We start from the raw sequence: 16,334 nt of genomic DNA, 5'->3' as shown, positions 1-16,334 counted from the left end.
GGCATCGCCCATGGGACAGGAGCAGGTGTCGGAGGTGCGGCTACGCGCCGCCCGGCTGGCTGGGCGGGCGGTCGCCGTCGAGGGTGGCCGGATCGAGAAGAACCCGTGGCGGGCGGCGGGCGGGCCGCTGTCTCGGGCGTTCATCGCCGGGTATCGGGCGGTCGTACCGGCTGAGTCGGGCAGCGTCGACTACGACGGTGGGGAAGGCGGTCAGCGTGTTTGAGGTTCACGGCTACGTCGACGGGGTGGCGTACGCGGTCACGGTCGGCCGGGCGCGGCCGGAGGCGGCGGCCACGACCGGCATCGTGTCCGGCTCCCCGAAGGTGGTGGGCCTGCTGGCCGGGCGGCAGGGCGCCGACATCGTCTTCCCACACCAGCCGGTCACGGCTCTGGACGTGCGCGAACCGGTGAGTGTGCTGGCCGCGCTGCAGGCCTGGACGCAGGTAGTAAAGATCGTAAGAGAATAGTCGCTCGGGATTGAGCGGGGACTGCCTAGGAGGGAAGGTCGTCGTTTGTATGCCACAGAGTTTCATCACTGTCATGCGCGCCTAACCATTCGGCCTTTTCTCGGTCGGCCCCACGGAAGTCCGTGCCGCGAATGTTCGCATTCGCAAAGTTCGTACCCATGAGTATCGCGTCGCGGAGGTCGGCGTCTTGAAGATGGGCCCGTGTGAAATCGGTGAACAGCATGAGCGAGCCCGATAGGTTCGCTTTGAGAAGATTGGCGCGGGTGAGGTTTGTATATGAGAGGTTGGCTCTGCTGTAGTTCCCTCGCACGAGGTCTACGCCGTGGAGGTTCGCCTGGCTGAGGTCGATTCGGTCATCTGGCGAACGGTCGGCCCTGGATATCACCTTGAGAGCCGCCCCAAGGTCTGCTCTTAAGGATGGCCGGGTTACACGCGGAGTGTCCGGATGATCCCCAACATCCGGCCGGTGGCGAGAATCCTTGTCGTGCGAGTGATCGCGGACGAAGGTACACAAGACATCCAGGATTGTCTGACGGTCGCGAGGTGAGTCGTGAGCAATTCGCTCCAAGGCGTAGATACCACCGAGGCGGATATCGGCCTTCTCTGAACCTAGTTGCTCGATAGCCTTGGTGTATCGGTCAGTGACATGGCCTTGCTCACTCAGTCGTAGATTTTCCTGGCTGAGCTGTAGGGCTTCACGAGCCGTCCGCGCGTTTCTTGCGGTGTAGTAGACAGCGACCAGCGCCGCGATGCCTGTAAGGATGGCTAATGCTCGACCTCGAATGGCATCGAGAGCAGTCGCGAGCTTGTCTCCGCTGAGCTCTGTGACCCCGTCGAGGTTCGTGAGCGTCCATTTGGCCCCAGGCCCAAGAACCCATACCAGCACGCCAATGAGTGCTGCCCCGGCAAGGGCGGCTACCAGGCGGGCGAGCTGGCTGGCGTACACCTTGAGGCGCATCCAACGGGGAGGGGCTGCGGTGTCCGGGAGTCGCACGAACCCACAATAACGTTTTGTGATCGTTTGACGCCGGAGAAGCAAGATGACGTAAGCGGACGGCTCAGGCACCCTCCCGCTCATGGACTCGGGGATCAGGTGGCGCGTCGGCTTCCTCGTCGGCGTCATACTCGGCGCGACGGCCCTGCTCATCCTGCTGCTTCACTGGCAGCCGGTCGCAGTGCTCGTCCCAGCCGAGCTGTCCACCACCCCCTCCACTAATCAGGGGGTAATGATGGCTCTGTACGCCGCGAACGGCACCCAGCTCACCAAGGCGGCGGCCACCGCCAAGACCGCTGCGGTGCCGGTGACCGATCCGATTGTCCGCGTCAGCGAAAACCTGTACGAGGGCAGCCGTCTGGACGGCACGTCCTTCCCAGAGGGCAAGCGGAAGCTGCGCTTCCCCAAGGACGCGCTCATCCCGACGTCACGGCTCAACGGTTGCTTCCCCGACGCCACCATCGGCTCGGTGACCCCGGCCACCGGCGCGGCCGCGGGCGACACCACGGTGACCGTCCGCGGCGCGAACTTCACGCCCGGCACGACGGTGACGTTCGGCGGGACCGCCGCCACCAGCGTGGTGGTGGTCGACGAGACCAGGATCACGTGCAAGACGCCCGCGAAGACGGTGGGGGCCGTCGCCGTGGCGGTGACCACCGACGCAGGCACGGTGTCCAAGGCGGGCGGCTTCACCTACGCCTGACCCAGGCCAGCGGCAGCGCGCGCCTTTGGGCGTGCTCTGCCGCTCCTGGCGACGTTAGCTCGCCGTCCTGGCACTCTTCCCGCGACTTTCGTCCGGGAGGGGGCCCAACATGACGGTGCAGCTGGAACACAAGTCGGTCGCGGTCTCACCGCTGGCCATCGCAGCAGACGATCCCGTGGGGACCGTGCGCTGCCTGGTCTCCATCACCGGCATCGAGGACAACGTCGGCGACATCATCATGCCGGGCGCCTTCACGCGCACGATCGCCCTACGCCGCCCGAAGGGCATTCACTCGCATGACACCAAGAAGTGGGTGTCGCGGGCGGAACAGTACGAAGAGTGGCTGCCCGGCGATCCGAGGCTGCCCAAGCACACCAAGGACGGCAAGCCGTGGCCGGCCGAGGCGGGAGCGGTGTTCGTGCGCGCTCTCTACAACCTGAACACCAAGGCGGGCCGGGACGCCTACGAAGAGGCCAAGTTCTACGGCGAGTCCAGCGAGGGTGAGTGGTCCATCGGCTACTCGGTGCCGCCCGGCGGCGCCCGCAAGGACACCAAGAGCGGCGTCCGCCGTATCTATGACCTGGATTGGTTCGAGTACTCGCAGGTGCTGTTCGGCGCCGCCTCGCACACCATGACGCTCAGCGTGAAGTCAGGCATCGTCTCGAAGGCCGACCTGGCTGGGGAGTGGGATGAGCTGCTCGACGGCTACGACGACGGCGCCGACGCTGCCGGTGAGCCGCAGAGCGTGGACGAGCTTCGGGCGATGGTGTCGCTCACCATCCCCGCCGACGTCGCCCAGGCCGTCGCCGTCGACGGCGGACTCGAGGCGGGGGAGCTGCATGTGACGCTCGCCTACCTCGGTAAGGGGCTGGACGAGGCGGCCCTGGCTGACGCTGCCGTGGTGGTCGAGCAGGTCGCCGCCGCCTCCGAGCCCTTGTCGGGCATCATCGGCGGCATCGGCGCCTTCCCCGAGGGCGAGGACGGTGTACCCGCGTGGGTGCCCGTCGATGTGCCCGGTCTGGCCGAGCTGCGCCAGCGGGTCGTGGCCGCGCTGGACGAGGCAGGCATCTGGTATGCCGCCGACCACGGGTTCACCCCGCATATGACCCTCACCTACCTGGAGCCCGGCACCCCGCTCCCCTCCCCCGTGGCGGCCACGCCGGTCACGTTCGGCGCGGTAACGCTCGCGGTCGAAGACGACCATGAGGACTTCCCTCTCGCCGGTACGGCCGACGCCAGCACACCGCCCGCAGACGAGGTGCCGGAGCCGGGCCTGAAGCAGGAGGGCGGCCGCTGGGAGACGAAGGCGGGCCGTGTCCTGTCCGACCGCAACTTGAAGCGGATGCGGCAGGCCGTCGAGATCCTGCAGGAGATCATGAAAGAGGCTGGCGGCTGGGAGGAGCTGGACGAGCACGATCCCGCCAGGCATCAGCCGCCCGAGATGCCGCCTGAGCCGACGATCATGCCGGACTCCACCGCCCCCTCGGCGATGCCCAACGAACTCAAGCACCTCACCGCCGAGGAACTCGGCGCGGGGAGGGCTGTCCTCGAGTTCCTGGCGGCCAGGTGAGCGAACTGCGCCTGGCCCCGGTCACGTTCGCGCAGGCGTGCGGCTTCGTCGACAGCCACCACCGTCATCATCGGCCGCCGCGGGGCCACAAGTTCTCCATCGGTGTCGTCGACGGCGGCGTTGAGGAGTTCGATTCCGGCGCGCAGGAGATCAAAGTTCGGGGTGGGCGGCTGGTCGGCGTGGCGATCGTCGGCCGCCCTGTCGCCCGGCACTTCGACACGGGTGAGGCGCTGGAGGTGACCAGGGTGGCCACGGACGGCACCCGGAACGCGTGCAGCATCCTGTACGGCGCCGCCTGGCGGGCGGGCAAGGCTCTCGGATACCAGCGGATGATCACCTACACGCGCGCCGATGAGGACGGCGCGTCGCTGCGCGCGGTCGGGTGGGAGCCTGTCGCGGTACGGCCGCCGCGGCGGGGCTGGTCGTGCCCTTCCCGTCCGCGCGCTGGTGGGGACACTGAGCCGGTGGGTCGCACGCTGTGGCAGGCTCCCGGTTCGGCTTAGCGGCCTTCGTAGTCGGCGATGGCGTCGAGGAGAGCCTCGTGGGTGGCCTTGCCGGAGTTGCTGGCAGGGATCTGCCAGCGGTGCGCGCCGGCGGGGCCTGACCATTCCAAGATGCCGCCCGTCTTGGGCAGGTCGAACGAGTAGTAGATCACCTCAGGTGAGCCGGGCTGAGCCGTCACCTCCGTTCCGGGGGTCCGCCCGACCCATGGCGCCTCCATCGCTTTGCCGGAGCTGTAAGTGAAGACCTTGGCGCCCTGCTTGATGCGCAGTTGGGAGCTGCCAGCCACGGGCGGCATGGTGTCTGGCTTGGACAGAGCCGTGACCCGTAGGGCGATGGCCACGAAGTACTTGTTGCGTGGCATGGTCGCGTGCTTCCAGGTGGGCCGGTGGTAATAGACGCCGATCGGCGAGATGCGTAGCGGGTTGCCGCTCTCGCTCATGATCTTGGCTGCCTGCCCGAACTTGAGGATCTTCGACGCGGCCGCGCCCTCGGCCGGGCCCGCCACGGTGTTGGCGGCGGGCGGGGACTGCACGGCTCCGGCGGCGGGGGCGGCCGGGAGGCCAGCGGCCACCGCGAGGGCGGCAGCGGCGGCGAAAGCAAGACGGTGACGCGGCACTAAATCCTCCACATTGGGACGTTCCAACCCCCGAGCTTGATCACCATAACGGCGGGCGTGCGACGTAAGCAGTGCTTTGGCCTAGCTTGCCGCCTTGATCACGGGGGTCCCGGTGCTGACCGGGCGCGGATCGCACACGAACGCACACCAATGTCAGCCGTTACCGGGGGGTAGAGGCAGATGACTGCCACCGTCACCAACTCGCGGATCAAGGAACTGAAGGGCCTCCTCGCGGAGGAGGGCTCCAAGATCGAGCGCATCCAGAACAGCATGAAGGACGAGACCGGCCGCGGCCATTTCGTCCTGTCCAAGGAGCAGCACACCGACTACCTCAAGTCGGTGGATCGCGCTGAGCAGATCCAGGCGATGCTGATCACCGAGGAGAAGGCCGCGGGCATCCTGTCCTACCTGGCAGAGCCCACCTCCACTCCGGTCGCCGGCATGCTGGCCACGAACACGGCGCGCGGCCTGGAGCGTAAGAGCCTGTCGCAGGCTTTCCTGGAGTCGGAGGCCTATCAGGAGATGAAGGCGCGTGACTTCCGTGAGCCGCGCGGCGTCGTCACCATCGACCAGGGCCTGTACTCCTTCGAGCAGAAGGACCTGTTCACCCTGTCGGGTGGCACGCACACCACGCCCGCTTTCGGCACCGTCGAGAATGTCGGCATCAGCGAGCGTCAGCGCCGCCCCAACCGGGTGCGGGACCTGTTCCCCGCCGAGACCACCACGAGCAACATCATCTCCGGTGTCCGGCAGACCGGTTTCGTCAACAACGCGGGCATGATCCCCGAGCGGCGTGCCGCGGACGGCGTGAGCGCGCCCACCGGCGGCCCGACCGACACGTGGGGCCGCGCGCCGCGCTCGTCGCTGCAGTTCGAGCCGTACACCCGCCCGATCTCGGAGATCGGCCACTACGAGACGATCCACAAGAACACCCTCGCCGACGAGTCCAGGCTGCGCGGCATCCTGGAGCGCGACCTGATCGACGGCGTCAAGCTGAAGGAGGACGAGCAGATCCTCTTTGGTGACGGGCTCGGCGAGAACCTGCTCGGCATCACCCAGACCCCGGGCATCCAGCTCTACACCGGCCTGGCGTCGGACAAGAAGACCGCCCAGATCCGCCGCGCCCTCACCCGCGCCATCCTCAGCTACTACGACCCGTCCGGTGTCGTCATGCACCCTCTGGACTTCGAGGACGTCGAGCTGGAGGAGGACAAGCAGGGCGGCTACCGCGTCGCCGTGTCGGTCGCGATCGGCGCCGAGAAGCGCGTGTGGCGTCTCAACGTCATCGACACCCCGGCCATGGTGCAGGGCAAGTACCTGCTCGGCGCGTGGGGGTACGGCGCCAAGCTGTTCGACAGGGAGACCGTGGTCGTGCAGGCCTCGACGGAGCACGGCATGAACTTCATCGAGGGAACGGTAACGATCAAGGCGAGTGAGCGGATTGGCTTGGCCTGCGACCGGCCCGAGTCGTTCGTGTACGGCTCGTTCACTCCTTACGTCGCTTCCTGATGATCGAACAGATGGCACCGGTGCCAGCGCCTGTATCCGACGCTGGCACCGGCCACACCCACACGAGCGGCTGCCGCTGCATCAAGCCCAAGGCGGCCCCGGCGCCGCCGGACCTGTACGTGTACGCCGCCATGGTGGCCAAGGTTGTCGACGGCGACACGCTCGACCTTGTGGTGGATCTCGGGTTCGGCACCAGCCACAAGATCCGCGCTCGCCTGGTCGGCGTGTACTCGCCCGAACTCGGCACGCCCGAAGGGGAGGCGGCTGCGGAGTTCACCCGGGCCTGGGTGGCTGCGCACGGGCCCGACATCCGGGTGCGGACGTTCCGAGACCGTAAGGAACGGTACGGCCGCTACCTGGCCACCATCACGGGAGCGGACGGAATCAGCCTTGGTGAGGCGCTGGTCGAAGCTGGCCACGCCACCACAGCCCCCTGAGGAGCATCAGTGACTACCACCACCGCGGAACCGGCCGAGCCTCGCTCGAAGTTCCAGAGCCCGGCCATGGAGGCGTTCGAGCGCAGCAACGGCCACGGCCTTTACGCCCAGCACATCGAAGTCTCCTCGACCTCGGGCGGCTGGTCGCTGGTGATCGACGGGTCGAAGTTCCCGTACTACCTCGCCCCCGAATCGTGGCTTCCGTTCGACAAGGACATGCCGCGCCTGCAGGTGTCGCTCCTGGCCTGCCGCGTCCAACTGGACAACAACGTGCTCACCCCCGACCCGGGGGACAGGGGAGAGCCCTGGCCGCTCCCCGTCGAGCACCCGGTCATGGGGACATTCGACCTCAACCCGAACTGGGTCGCCAACGTCCGACGCCGTCTGGGCCTGGCCGACGACGCGTGTGCCCTGGCCGGGCTGGTGCAGATCCGCCGGCACGGGTTGAGTTGGCGGATGCTCATCGATGGGGAGGAGTTCCCGTATCTCGTGCAGGACGCCGAGCTGGTAGTCGGCGGCCGCGCGGAGATAGCGAAGATCCGGCTCACCATTCCCGCGAAACGCATCCAGACCGACCAGCAGCATCAGTGGCGGCCAGTGGAGTAGTGGGTTGTGGGCGCGAGGGACGCAAGGAAGGGATCTTGCTACCGTCCGCGCCCATGACGAGCAACCCTCCTGAGCCCGGCTCCCGCACTGTCTCTGCTCATCGGCAGCGTCGGCTCCACCGGCCGAGCCGCACGCACCCCTCCCTCCCCCAGCAGCCACGGCGCTGGTTCAACATCACCAAAGCCGTCACCTGGTACGAGCAGGGCAAGACGTTGCAGGACATCGCGGACATGACCGGGTTCTCCCGCAGCCGTGTCCATGTCCTGCTGCGAGATGCCGGGGTGCGGATGCGTGACAGTCGGGCGCCGCGCGCCTCCCGGATCAGCGCCGAGAAGCGGCGGAGCATCCTCGCGGCCTGGCGGCGGGGAAAGTCCAACAGTCAGATCATCGCCGAGTGCCGCACCTCCTCGGCGACGATTCAGAAGGTGGTCGCCGGGGCGGGTCTCGACCCGCGCCGCTCTCACCGCAAATACGACCACGACCGCATGCGGACGCTGCGCCGCCAAGGGTGGACGCTCGCGGCGATCGCCGCCGACCAGGGCACCTCACCTCAGTACGTGTGGACCATCATCAACGGCGCTCACCTGAAGAGTTACCGCAGACGCAGCCATCGCCACCAGCCAGCCGAGGCGACGTAAAGGCGGCGTTGTGCTTGGGTCAGCGGCGACAGCGACATGAACACTCTTGGAGAGGACGGCAGCGGTGACGGCCACCCGTAGAAAGCCCAGCACTGGCGAGCAGGCTCCGCCCGCCGACCAGGCCCTCGTCGAGCCTGGCCAGCCCGAGCCACCCGCGCCCGAGCAGCCAGCCAGCACGCCGGTCAGCGAGGGGCCGACGCCGACGCAGGCCGCGCCCATCGACCCGCCGCCCGCTCCGAAGCCTCCCGCCGCCGACCCGGGCCCTGCTCCGCAGATCCGGATGCTCGCCACTCCGGGCGGCGAGTTCGTCGACCTGGTGTGGGGCGACAGCCCGGCCGGGCAGCAGCCCGAGAAGGCCGACCCCAACGAGCTGTTCTACGACCCCGGCGGCCAGTTCTCCTACGTGGTGGTCGCACGACCGCTGGTGAGGCTGTTCTACCTGCCCGGCACCACCACCGTCGCCGAGCAGCTGTACAAGGGCAAGGGCACCCCGCTTGACCGCGGGCACGCCGACAAGATCCGCCTCGACCTGGAAGCCGTGCGCGCCAGCCAGGAGTAGCGGGCGTCCAAAAGCTCGCGCGGCCCTACCGAGGTGTGCTGGCCGGGTGTGGTGTCTCTGGGGGGTGACACCACACCCGGGCCGCGCCTGGTAGGGCCGCGCGGAAGACGAGCTCTTGGGCTGGCCGAACCTGCTGGAGATGAGGGAGACGGCGACGTTTGAGGATGGGGACCTGACGTCACCGACTCCCTCCCCGGGACCCGCATGGCGGGTGGCCAGCCCAAGAGCCCGAACACGGAACGCACGGAACGAAGAGGGGATGTGGGGATGGATCTGGTGACGCCCGAGAAGGTCGCGGTGCGCGCCGGCCTCCCCGCCGCGTTGGACGCCGACGATCGCGCCTTGGTCGAGGAGGCCATCGAGGATGCGTTCGCTGAAGTGGCCAGCCATCTGGGCCGCTCCCCTGTCCCGGAGACTTTCACGCAGCGCGGCGTCGTTCAGGACGGGCGCGGCGGCTGGTGCTTGGACTACGAGCCCGTCATCGAGGTGGTGTCCGCCACGGCGGAGACCCACCCGGTCAACGGTGCGCTGACGGGCGCGTACACGATCGTCTATCGGGCCGGGCTGGACCCGGAGTCGGATCCCCGGTACGGCCGAGTGCTACGCCGGTACGTCACCTGGTCCGCTGCCGTCAGCCCGATCGTCCGGCGTCTCACGCAGGCGAAGGGCGTACGGCTGCAGACCTCGGTCAACGTCGAGGGCCAGGGCGTCGTCTACGAGTCCACCCAGAGCGCGGCAGGGTCGGGGGTTGCGGGGGCTCCCCCGACCCTCGCCGACTTGGATGAGTGGGTTCACCACACCGTCTACCAGGCGCCCGGCAGGGCGCCGCACCCGATCGAGACGGGTACGGCATGGCTGTGATCGGCGCCAACCTGGTGTTGGGGCTGCGCCGCCGTACGGCAGGCGTCGACGGGCACGGCACCCCGGTCGCCGGGGTGCTCGGCGCGGTGGAGGATGTCCGGCCGGGCCGGATCGTGTCCCGGCCGGACGTCGACGGCGACGGCGAGACCGGGCCGGGCGTGTGGGTGCTGGCGGTGGATCCGGCATGGTGGCCGGTGGCGGCGGGCGACCGGATCGTCGAGCAAGGCGGCCAGGGGCGGGCGTGGACGATCGGCGTGGCGTCGCTGCGGGCGAGCGACTTCGACTCTGCTATCGACTACATCAGGGTCGAGACGTCTCTGGTGGCGGGTTGAAGGACCTCCACCCACACCCGGTCGGCACGGTGCGTCTCGATCTTGCTGTCGAGGCTGCCGTCTGAGAAGCGGCCCGTCGCGGCGAGCAGATACCACTCCTGCTCCGGCACCAGTCGGATCTGCAGGCGTCCTCGCTGGTCGGCTTGCGGGTTGGAGGCGGCGCGCAGGTCATGCCGCCAAGCGCCGGAGCGTGTTAGCAGGATGACTCGCTCCCCCACCAGGTGCATGTACGTCTCCACAGGAATCGGCGTCCGCACTGGCGGCCCCGGTCGGGATCGCTGTAGGGGGGACGGCCGGTCTGGTGGGGGGCTCACCGATGGGTTACTCATAGGCAGGAGTATGCGGTGGGGGACTGACATATCCGCAGCCGTACGGCCCTCACCGATGAAGCGATTGATGACGGGGTGAGTCGGGGCCTCGGGTACGCGCGCGGGTACGCGCGTACCCGCGCGCGATGGTAATCCGCCAGCCTCTTTAGAGGGTGGTACGACACGCCAGAAAGCTGGATCCTGACCGGCGGGGATACCGGGAGGGCGCTAGCCCGACAGGTAGGGGGGAGAGACTGCGGCGGGAATGGGGAAGCCCCCGGCTCCTGGGGGAGTACCGGGGGCTTCTACGAACTGCCTGGGTTCAGAGGTAGCGTTCGGGCTCCTCTATCCCTGCGTCCATCAGAGCGACCAGCAGCATGCTGTCCGGGACGCCCTCCTTACGCGCGGACGTCACCAGCTCCTCCCACCGGTCGGTGGTCTGGTAGAGAGCCTGCTCATCAGCGTGCAGCTTGCCCGCCAAGGAGCGCAGTCGCCAACGCCAGTCGTCGCGCTGCCCCTTGGACAGCTGCACGGCTGCCGGACCCGATCCCGGACGCCGGTTCTTGCCGCGAACCGCCCCGGTAGATCTGCCCGTTTTCGCCCGTTTCTGGTCCGCCGAGTCGCGCTGAGGCTCCTCGTCATACATCCAGGTGTCGTCTGGACGGCCCTCAGACGCTTGCTGGCGGCCGGAACCCGCCTGCGGCGTCTCCTTGGTCGCACCATCCGCCTCAAGCGCCTCAGGAGCGCGGTCAGCGCCTCGCCCACTGGGAACCTGAACGTCGTCATCGTCGTCGCCGAGGAGATCGGAGAAGCTCTTCTTATCTCCTGCCACTGCGGTCACCTTCCAACCCTCTCTACGATCGGCAGACGGCTCAACTTGAGTTCGACTGCGGCATGCACGCGATGCAGTTCCTCCACCGCGGTTCGGGCGCTCCCGTCACGCCACTCGGTGATGATGGTGTTGTTCTTCACGCAGTCGGAGTAGCAGGTGTAATTGCGCGTGAAGACCTTGAAGTACGGCAGGCCTTGCTCGTCGAACACTTCTCGTGCCTCAAGGACGAGCTTCGGGCCACGGGTGGCATGCGGGTCCACCTTCGTCATGAGGATCGCGAAAGGCACCCCCATCTCCTGGGCCAGCCGAGCGGTTCTGATGGTGGGCTTCAGCGCTCCGCCGTCTAGGTCGAACGGGATGATGACCAGATCGCTGTTGCTGAGGACCGCTTGGACGCGTCCTTCGTTCTCCAGGCTGCCCGGCGTGTCGACGTACTTGCGGTCGTAGTTGCGGATGCGGTGCAGATTCCGGAGCGCCTCGTGGCCGGACTCGGTGGTGAAGTCGCACGGGAGGCCGTGCTTGCCCTTCTTCAGGAGGGCGGCGGCGTCGGTCGCTGACTTCTGCGGGTCGGCGTCGATGACGAGCGCTTTGCCGCCAGCCACCACAGTGACGATGCCGAGGTTGATGCACGTGGTGGTCTTCCCTACGCCGCCTTTCTGATTGACGACGGCGATAGTTCGGGGCACGGGTGCGTGCTCCTGTGTCGCTACAGCCATAAGGGGTAGCCTTCCGATCGGACGATGTTCCGCCCGTCCCTGGCCGTGAATCCATGGGGCGGGCGTCCGAAACGGTATCCGTCCCCGAGCGTCTCGGTAATGGCGACACCCCAAATCGGGCGAGAAAACAGCCTCGGACGCTTGGCTCCTGCCGATCAGGTGGGTCACCATCGGATGCATGAGCGCATCCGCAGCACCGATGCTCGCCGTCCCCGGCGTCGGCACGCGCTGGCTCAAGAGAGTCGACATGGCCGGACCCATCCCCTCGCACGCCCCCGAACTCGGCCCATGCTGGCCATGGCGCGGCTCGACCAACAACCGCGGGTATGCCGTCATCTCGGCCGGAGGCCGGACCCGGCTACTGCATCTGGTCGTGTATCCGCTCGTGCACGGCCCGATCCCGACCGGGTGGGAAGTGGACCATCTCTGCCACCACCCGGACTACTGCGCGAAGAAGGACGGCTGCCCCCACCGCGCGTGCGGCAACCCGGGTCACTGGAAGGCTCGAACGCCGGAGGAGAACAACCTGCGCTCCGGCTCTCCGACTGCGGTGAACGCCCGCAAGGACGAGTGCATCCGCGGGCACGCGCTCGTCGGCGACAACCTCATCGTCCGCGCGGACCGGCCGGAGCATCGGGAGTGCCGGGAGTGCCGGCGACTGCGCCGGGCGATGGCGCTCGCGCTGGACGTGGCCACAGCGGGCGGGACGGGCGAGCAGCTCGGCCTGCTGTAGGCCGCCTATCCAGAGTGGCAGTGGATGGCGGCCGTGGCGATGTAGCGGCTGCGGCCGTCCGCCTCGGGCACCGGCCCGCCGCCGACGCGGGACCCCACGTGGGTGATGACCACTCTGCCCTCAACCGGAGGGAGGGAAGGGAGTACGGCGAGCTCCTCCAGGGCGACGTACAGGATGCGGCGCAGCTGCCACTCCCCCACCGGCGCCTCGACGCTGTCGAGCGCCTCCAACTTGAGCAGAAGGGCGACCTCGCCGGTCTGTAGGTTCTCGCCGCCGCCCGGGACCGGCCGGACGCGCAGCCGAGGGTAGGGCGGTTGGTGGGCCGCGCCGACCCTGCCCACGCCGCCCAGCTCGGCCGCCAGCCGGGCACTGCCGGTCAGGTGGGCGAGGGCGTCCGGGATCGGGTCGGCGTCAGCCAGGGAACGCACCTGCTACTGCCCCTTCCCAGCGGCCGACGCCTTGACCGGGACGAGCGCCTTGCGGATGCTCTCCTGGTCGGAGTGGCGGGCGTCCTTGATGTAGCCGGCGCCGACCAGCCGCATCGCGTCCGAGTAATTGACGGTGATCTGCTCGCCCGTGCGGTGGACGCGCGCCTCCAGGCCGATGTCGCGGGAGTCGTCGGTGCCTAGCGGGTTGGCGAGAGTGCACTTGACCTGCATGCGGTTTCCCTCCCAGGGGTTCAGGTGGTGTCAATCGACGGCATGCTGCCTGGAAGGCTCGTTAACGTCTCCTGGCCCGATGCTTGGCGGCGGCCTGCCGGGCGGCTGCGGCGAGCCAGCCGCCGCCCTGGTCGGCGTATTCGGATTCGGCCACGCGGGGGAAGGCGACGGACACGCTGGCGGTGATGGCGCGACCGGACGGGCGGGCCGGGCTGGAGGAGACCCCTGCGGCGACCGCGCCGGGCAGCTCGATCCGGCGGCAGCGGCAGTTCACGGTCTGGTGGTAGGGGAGGCGGGCATCACGCGGCCGCTCGGCCACGTCCCACACCCCCTCTACCTCCTTCCACCCGCCTGCGGCGTTGACGCCTTGGCCGTCCTGGTCGCGTCCTTTGCGGACGTACACCATGGCGTGCAGCCGGAAGTCGACGTTGTCGGGGATGAGCTGGCCCTGCGCCTTGGCGTGGGAGGGGCGGACCTGCTCGTCGGCGTCGGTCTGCCACACCTTGCCGTCCGGGGCGGCCGCGCGAGCATTCTCGGCGAGGTCGTCGGCGACCTGGTCGACGCGGCGGGCCACCAGGGCGGCGATCTGCCGGGACAGGCCGCCATTCAGTCGCACTCGTGCCATGCCCGCGGACGGTAGCCGTCCGAGCGGCTTGCGTCCGGGCGAGGCGACGTAAGCGCCCGGATTCGAGATGGTGCCCGCCGTGACTGAGACCCCCATCGCGCGGCGCACCGTGGACACTGCCGCCGCCACACGCCTGTACCTCGAGGAGAAGCTGTCGGTGAGGGAGGTGGGGCGCCGTCTTGGCTGGTCGCACACGGCGATCTATGACGCGCTGGTCGCGGCCGGGGTCGAGCTGCGGCCGCGCGGCTCCCGCGCCCAGATCATCCCGGCCGACACCAGGCGGGCCGTCGTCGACGGCTACGTGGCGGGGGAGAAGATGCGTGTGCTGTGCGCCCGGTACGGCATCGCTGAGCAGTCGGTCCGCAACATCGTCGCCGAGGCGGGCGTGCCGCTGCGGCTGGGCGGGACATCGTTGTCGGGCAAGTCCAGCTTCGACCGGGAACAGGCGGCGTTGCTGGCCGAGCAGGGATGGACGGCGCCCGCGATCGCGATCTTGACGGGCTTCTGTGAGGCGACGGTGCGGCGCCACCTCGGACAGATCCGGGGACGCGGCCGAAAGCCGCTGCCGGCCGGGGATGACCTGGCCGAGTTGCTGGATGAGGTGGGCTCGGTGCGGGCGTTGGCCGCACGGCTGGGCTGCTCGCAGAAGCGAGCGCGGGAGGCGTTGAACGATGAGGGGATCAAGCCGCTCCCCCGGACGGAGGTGCTGGTGCGGATGCTGGCCAGGACCCGGTCGGGCAAGGAGGTGGCGGCTGAGCTTGGCTGCTCGTTTCGGAGGGTCCGGCGGGCGCTGGAGCGGGCCGGTGTGCCGATGAGGAGGAAGGCGGCCTGAGCACGAGATGGAAGAGGGGCGGCAGCCGTACGGCTGCCGCCCCTCTCTCGTTGTGCTGCTACTGGTCGCTGGTGAGCTGCTTGTAGATGGCTTTGGCCTTGTTGAGGAGGGCCTGGCCGCTGGTGGCGATCACGATGCTCCAGTCGTAGTTCGACGTCTCCTTCTTCGCGCCGCCGATGGTGACCTGCGCGTTGAGCGCCTGGACGCGGGCGTCGTAGTCGGCGCGGTCGGGCGCTTCGCTGAGCCAGCCCGCCAGAACTTTGGCGTCGGGGCCCATCGCTTCCTCCCGATCCCAGGGGCGCAGTTCGCGGTTGGCGCGGGCGATGGCGAGGTTAGCGACGGCGATGGCGAGCGCTTCGCGGTTGATGGTCAGCATGTCGGGCGCGGGCCGGGCGGAACGCCCCTGCCGGATGATCTGCGCCGGGGCGTCAGGCTTCGGGAAGTAGGGGAGGGCGACGGCGGGCCGGGGCTTGCGGAGGAGAGAGCGGATCATGGTGGGTTCCTTCCTGGGGGCGGTCCCGGTACCGCCGGTGAGCGGTACCGGGCGGGTTATTCGTTGACGGCGACGTTGGTCCCGGCGGCGACCAACTCGGTACCGGCCCCAGTACCGGTACCGGCGTCGGTACTGGGGCCGGTACCGGCGTCGGTACCGATGTCGGTTCCAGGGGCGGTACCGGTGGGGTCGGGGGAGGCGGTGACGGTACCGGACGAGGCGGTACCAGGCGGCGGAGGAGGGACGGTACCGGCGCCGTCCGGTACCGGCTTCTCGTGGCCGGTACCGGCCCCGCCGGGCGTGGTCTGCGGGGCGGGACCGGTACCCGACGCCTTGACCGCAGCATCGATGTAGGCGCGGATCCGAAGGGCGCGGCCGGAGCCCAAGCCGCAATCCATGAGGTCCTGCTTGGTCGGCGTGACGCCAGGGTGGTCGGCCATGTACTGCTCGGCGAAGTCCAGGTCTTTGGACGTGAGCAGTGTGGTTCCCTTCGCGGGGTCGGGCTGCTGCTCCTGCTGACGGCGCGGCGCAGGCGTGGGGGTGGGGGCGGGCGGGGGAGGCTTGGGCCTCCCAGTCCCAGCCACGGTCCCGGTACCGGTCGGTGGGAGGCTGCCGCCGGGCCCGGTACCGGCACCAGCCGCGTCCGCCGGTACCGGGACCGCACCGGCACCGGCACCGGGCAGCACAGCCGGTGCCGGGACCGGCGCGGTACCGGGCTTGCCGCCGGACTCAGGCCTGCCGGTACCGGCCTTGGTCTCGGCCCGCCGCGCGTGCTGCTCGGCCGCCCGCTCGGCGCGGGCCCGCTCCTTCTCCACCGCTTCGGCTCGGTCCTGGTTCTGCATCGCGCGCAGGTGCGCGATGGCGGCCAGTACCACGGGCGGTACCGCGCCGATCAGTACCGCCAAGCTGGCCCCGTGCCAGGAGTCGGCCCGGTATTGGAGCTTCATCAGCGCGTGGGAGACAGAGTTCAGTCCCACGCTGCCGCCGATGGCCCACCAGGCGCCCAAGCGGGCGTGATCGCGGGTGGCGTCGCTGATCCACCAGCGGCGCATCAGCCAGACCCGCGCGGTGGCGATGGCGTAAAAGTCCACCGCCACGGGCAGCGCCCACGCCATCCGGATCGTCCAGCCGTTCGGCAGGTCCCACACGGTTTTCCATCCGGCCAGCTCAGCCAGGTGGGTCAGCGTGTCGAACGACACCCACAGCACCACGATGCCGATGCCGAGGAACAGCACGTCGCCGAGGAAGTCACGGTCAAGCTCACGAGCCTTAGTCACTGTCAGTCACCTTCAACGGGGTTCGCGTTTGGTGCGGATGTGGGGGGTGTGGGGGTGCTGGGA

The 16,334-nt window shown here is 68.9% G+C and carries 24 protein-coding genes; 14 read left to right on the top strand and 10 right to left on the bottom strand.

Going from position 1 to position 16,334, the window contains the following annotated elements:
* The first annotated feature begins 10 nt into the window (after positions 1-10).
* Complete coding sequence (locus H4W81_RS46375) at positions 11-223, top strand: hypothetical protein (protein WP_192781604.1); 213 nt, start codon at positions 11-13, stop codon at positions 221-223.
* Positions 216-467 carry a hypothetical protein gene (locus H4W81_RS46370; protein WP_192781603.1) on the top strand — a complete coding sequence of 84 codons (252 nt, stop codon included), beginning with the start codon at positions 216-218 and terminating at the stop codon, positions 465-467. Before H4W81_RS46375 ends, H4W81_RS46370 begins: the two co-directional genes overlap by 8 nt.
* 25 nt (positions 468-492) lie before the next feature.
* Here the strand turns inward: H4W81_RS46370 and H4W81_RS46365 are convergent, their stop codons facing one another.
* Entirely contained in the window at positions 493-1,425 is a 933-nt protein-coding gene (locus H4W81_RS46365) for a pentapeptide repeat-containing protein (protein ID WP_192781602.1), read from the bottom strand.
* A gap of 118 nt (positions 1,426-1,543) precedes the next feature.
* Here H4W81_RS46365 and H4W81_RS46360 point away from each other — a divergent pair, with 118 nt between their 5' ends.
* The 3 genes from H4W81_RS46360 to H4W81_RS46350 all read left to right on the top strand — a co-directional run bounded on the left by H4W81_RS46360 (position 1,544) and on the right by H4W81_RS46350 (position 4,237).
* Complete coding sequence (locus H4W81_RS46360) at positions 1,544-2,164, top strand: IPT/TIG domain-containing protein (protein ID WP_192781601.1); 621 nt, start codon at positions 1,544-1,546, stop codon at positions 2,162-2,164.
* A 109-nt stretch (positions 2,165-2,273) separates the two neighbouring features.
* Positions 2,274-3,734, top strand: a complete 1,461-nt coding sequence (locus H4W81_RS46355) for a 2'-5' RNA ligase family protein (RefSeq protein WP_192781600.1) — start codon at positions 2,274-2,276, stop codon at positions 3,732-3,734.
* A complete protein-coding gene (locus H4W81_RS46350) occupies positions 3,731-4,237 on the top strand; it encodes an XF1762 family protein (RefSeq protein ID WP_318782540.1) in 507 nt (168 codons plus the stop codon). The genes H4W81_RS46355 and H4W81_RS46350 overlap by 4 nt, the downstream gene beginning before the upstream one ends.
* Here H4W81_RS46350 and H4W81_RS46345 read toward each other — a convergent pair.
* Positions 4,234-4,854 carry a hypothetical protein gene (locus H4W81_RS46345; RefSeq protein ID WP_192781599.1) on the bottom strand — a complete coding sequence of 207 codons (621 nt, stop codon included), beginning with the start codon at positions 4,852-4,854 and terminating at the stop codon, positions 4,234-4,236. The two genes, H4W81_RS46350 and H4W81_RS46345, sit on opposite strands and share 4 nt — an antisense overlap.
* A gap of 180 nt (positions 4,855-5,034) precedes the next feature.
* Here H4W81_RS46345 and H4W81_RS46340 point away from each other — a divergent pair, with 180 nt between their 5' ends.
* The 7 genes from H4W81_RS46340 to H4W81_RS46310 all read left to right on the top strand — a co-directional run bounded on the left by H4W81_RS46340 (position 5,035) and on the right by H4W81_RS46310 (position 9,796).
* Positions 5,035-6,363 (top strand): phage major capsid protein, encoded by a 1,329-nt coding sequence (locus tag H4W81_RS46340; RefSeq protein ID WP_192781598.1) that lies wholly within the window; start codon positions 5,035-5,037, stop codon positions 6,361-6,363.
* A complete protein-coding gene (locus H4W81_RS46335; RefSeq protein WP_192781597.1) occupies positions 6,363-6,800 on the top strand; it encodes a thermonuclease family protein in 438 nt (145 codons plus the stop codon). Before H4W81_RS46340 ends, H4W81_RS46335 begins: the two co-directional genes overlap by 1 nt.
* Positions 6,801-6,809: 9 nt before the next feature.
* Positions 6,810-7,406 carry a hypothetical protein gene (locus H4W81_RS46330; RefSeq protein ID WP_192781596.1) on the top strand — a complete coding sequence of 199 codons (597 nt, stop codon included), beginning with the start codon at positions 6,810-6,812 and terminating at the stop codon, positions 7,404-7,406.
* Positions 7,407-7,459: 53 nt separating this feature from the next.
* On the top strand, positions 7,460-8,044 hold the full coding sequence (locus tag H4W81_RS46325; protein WP_192781595.1) for an RNA polymerase sigma factor sigma-70 region 4 domain-containing protein: 585 nt from the start codon (positions 7,460-7,462) through the stop codon (positions 8,042-8,044).
* Between the two features lie 64 nt (positions 8,045-8,108).
* The gene (locus tag H4W81_RS46320; protein ID WP_192781594.1) at positions 8,109-8,603 is read left to right on the top strand and encodes a hypothetical protein; all 495 of its coding nucleotides are present in this window, start codon (positions 8,109-8,111) and stop codon (positions 8,601-8,603) included.
* 267 nt (positions 8,604-8,870) lie between these two features.
* A complete protein-coding gene (locus H4W81_RS46315) occupies positions 8,871-9,464 on the top strand; it encodes a hypothetical protein (protein ID WP_192781593.1) in 594 nt (197 codons plus the stop codon).
* Entirely contained in the window at positions 9,455-9,796 is a 342-nt protein-coding gene (locus H4W81_RS46310; RefSeq protein WP_192781592.1) for a hypothetical protein, read from the top strand. Before H4W81_RS46315 ends, H4W81_RS46310 begins: the two co-directional genes overlap by 10 nt.
* Here H4W81_RS46310 and H4W81_RS46305 read toward each other — a convergent pair.
* From H4W81_RS46305 to H4W81_RS46295, 3 genes are all read right to left on the bottom strand, one after another.
* Positions 9,760-10,023 (bottom strand): hypothetical protein, encoded by a 264-nt coding sequence (locus H4W81_RS46305; protein ID WP_192781591.1) that lies wholly within the window; start codon positions 10,021-10,023, stop codon positions 9,760-9,762. The genes H4W81_RS46310 and H4W81_RS46305 overlap by 37 nt on opposite strands.
* A 403-nt stretch (positions 10,024-10,426) precedes the next feature.
* Positions 10,427-10,945 carry a hypothetical protein gene (locus tag H4W81_RS46300; RefSeq protein ID WP_192781590.1) on the bottom strand — a complete coding sequence of 173 codons (519 nt, stop codon included), beginning with the start codon at positions 10,943-10,945 and terminating at the stop codon, positions 10,427-10,429.
* On the bottom strand, positions 10,942-11,622 hold the full coding sequence (locus H4W81_RS46295) for an AAA family ATPase (protein WP_192781589.1): 681 nt from the start codon (positions 11,620-11,622) through the stop codon (positions 10,942-10,944). The genes H4W81_RS46300 and H4W81_RS46295 overlap by 4 nt, the downstream gene beginning before the upstream one ends.
* A gap of 208 nt (positions 11,623-11,830) precedes the next feature.
* Here H4W81_RS46295 and H4W81_RS46290 point away from each other — a divergent pair, with 208 nt between their 5' ends.
* Complete coding sequence (locus H4W81_RS46290) at positions 11,831-12,385, top strand: HNH endonuclease (RefSeq protein WP_192781588.1); 555 nt, start codon at positions 11,831-11,833, stop codon at positions 12,383-12,385.
* A gap of 5 nt (positions 12,386-12,390) precedes the next feature.
* Here H4W81_RS46290 and H4W81_RS46285 read toward each other — a convergent pair whose 3' ends face one another.
* From H4W81_RS46285 to H4W81_RS46275, 3 genes are all read right to left on the bottom strand, one after another.
* Entirely contained in the window at positions 12,391-12,813 is a 423-nt protein-coding gene (locus tag H4W81_RS46285; RefSeq protein ID WP_192781587.1) for a hypothetical protein, read from the bottom strand.
* 3 nt (positions 12,814-12,816) lie between these two features.
* Complete coding sequence (locus H4W81_RS46280; RefSeq protein ID WP_192781586.1) at positions 12,817-13,044, bottom strand: hypothetical protein; 228 nt, start codon at positions 13,042-13,044, stop codon at positions 12,817-12,819.
* Between the two features lie 61 nt (positions 13,045-13,105).
* A complete protein-coding gene (locus tag H4W81_RS46275) occupies positions 13,106-13,669 on the bottom strand; it encodes a hypothetical protein (protein ID WP_192781585.1) in 564 nt (187 codons plus the stop codon).
* Between the two features lie 79 nt (positions 13,670-13,748).
* Between H4W81_RS46275 and H4W81_RS46270 the strand changes: the two genes are divergently transcribed.
* Positions 13,749-14,501, top strand: coding sequence for a hypothetical protein (locus H4W81_RS46270; protein WP_192781584.1), 753 nt, complete (start codon positions 13,749-13,751; stop codon positions 14,499-14,501).
* A 58-nt stretch (positions 14,502-14,559) separates the two neighbouring features.
* Here the strand turns inward: H4W81_RS46270 and H4W81_RS46265 are convergent, their stop codons facing one another.
* Both H4W81_RS46265 and H4W81_RS46260 read right to left on the bottom strand, forming a co-directional pair.
* Positions 14,560-14,994 carry a hypothetical protein gene (locus tag H4W81_RS46265; protein ID WP_192781583.1) on the bottom strand — a complete coding sequence of 145 codons (435 nt, stop codon included), beginning with the start codon at positions 14,992-14,994 and terminating at the stop codon, positions 14,560-14,562.
* A 56-nt stretch (positions 14,995-15,050) separates the two neighbouring features.
* A complete protein-coding gene (locus H4W81_RS46260; RefSeq protein WP_192781582.1) occupies positions 15,051-16,271 on the bottom strand; it encodes a hypothetical protein in 1,221 nt (406 codons plus the stop codon).
* Positions 16,272-16,334 lie beyond the last annotated feature (63 nt).

The organism is Nonomuraea africana, from assembly GCF_014873535.1.
Classification (GTDB): Bacteria; Actinomycetota; Actinomycetes; order Streptosporangiales; family Streptosporangiaceae; genus Nonomuraea; species Nonomuraea africana.
Note: the sequence above shows the minus strand (reverse complement) of the source record. Positions and strands in the feature narration are given on the sequence as shown.

Bases quoted from the DNA above. Each gene is read 5' to 3' on its own strand.
- H4W81_RS46375 (WP_192781604.1), top strand. From the start codon at position 11: ATGGGACAGGAGCAGGTGTCGGAGGTGCGGCTACGCGCCGCCCGGCTG.
- H4W81_RS46365 (WP_192781602.1), bottom strand. From the start codon at position 1,425: ATGCGCCTCAAGGTGTACGCCAGCCAGCTCGCCCGCCTGGTAGCCGCC.
- H4W81_RS46360 (WP_192781601.1), top strand. From the start codon at position 1,544: ATGGACTCGGGGATCAGGTGGCGCGTCGGCTTCCTCGTCGGCGTCATA.
- H4W81_RS46355 (WP_192781600.1), top strand. From the start codon at position 2,274: ATGACGGTGCAGCTGGAACACAAGTCGGTCGCGGTCTCACCGCTGGCC.
- H4W81_RS46340 (WP_192781598.1), top strand. From the start codon at position 5,035: ATGACTGCCACCGTCACCAACTCGCGGATCAAGGAACTGAAGGGCCTC.
- H4W81_RS46335 (WP_192781597.1), top strand. From the start codon at position 6,363: ATGATCGAACAGATGGCACCGGTGCCAGCGCCTGTATCCGACGCTGGC.
- H4W81_RS46325 (WP_192781595.1), top strand. From the start codon at position 7,460: ATGACGAGCAACCCTCCTGAGCCCGGCTCCCGCACTGTCTCTGCTCAT.
- H4W81_RS46315 (WP_192781593.1), top strand. From the start codon at position 8,871: ATGGATCTGGTGACGCCCGAGAAGGTCGCGGTGCGCGCCGGCCTCCCC.
- H4W81_RS46310 (WP_192781592.1), top strand. From the start codon at position 9,455: ATGGCTGTGATCGGCGCCAACCTGGTGTTGGGGCTGCGCCGCCGTACG.
- H4W81_RS46305 (WP_192781591.1), bottom strand. From the start codon at position 10,023: ATGCACCTGGTGGGGGAGCGAGTCATCCTGCTAACACGCTCCGGCGCT.
- H4W81_RS46290 (WP_192781588.1), top strand. From the start codon at position 11,831: ATGAGCGCATCCGCAGCACCGATGCTCGCCGTCCCCGGCGTCGGCACG.
- H4W81_RS46280 (WP_192781586.1), bottom strand. From the start codon at position 13,044: ATGCAGGTCAAGTGCACTCTCGCCAACCCGCTAGGCACCGACGACTCC.
- H4W81_RS46275 (WP_192781585.1), bottom strand. From the start codon at position 13,669: ATGGCACGAGTGCGACTGAATGGCGGCCTGTCCCGGCAGATCGCCGCC.
- H4W81_RS46265 (WP_192781583.1), bottom strand. From the start codon at position 14,994: ATGATCCGCTCTCTCCTCCGCAAGCCCCGGCCCGCCGTCGCCCTCCCC.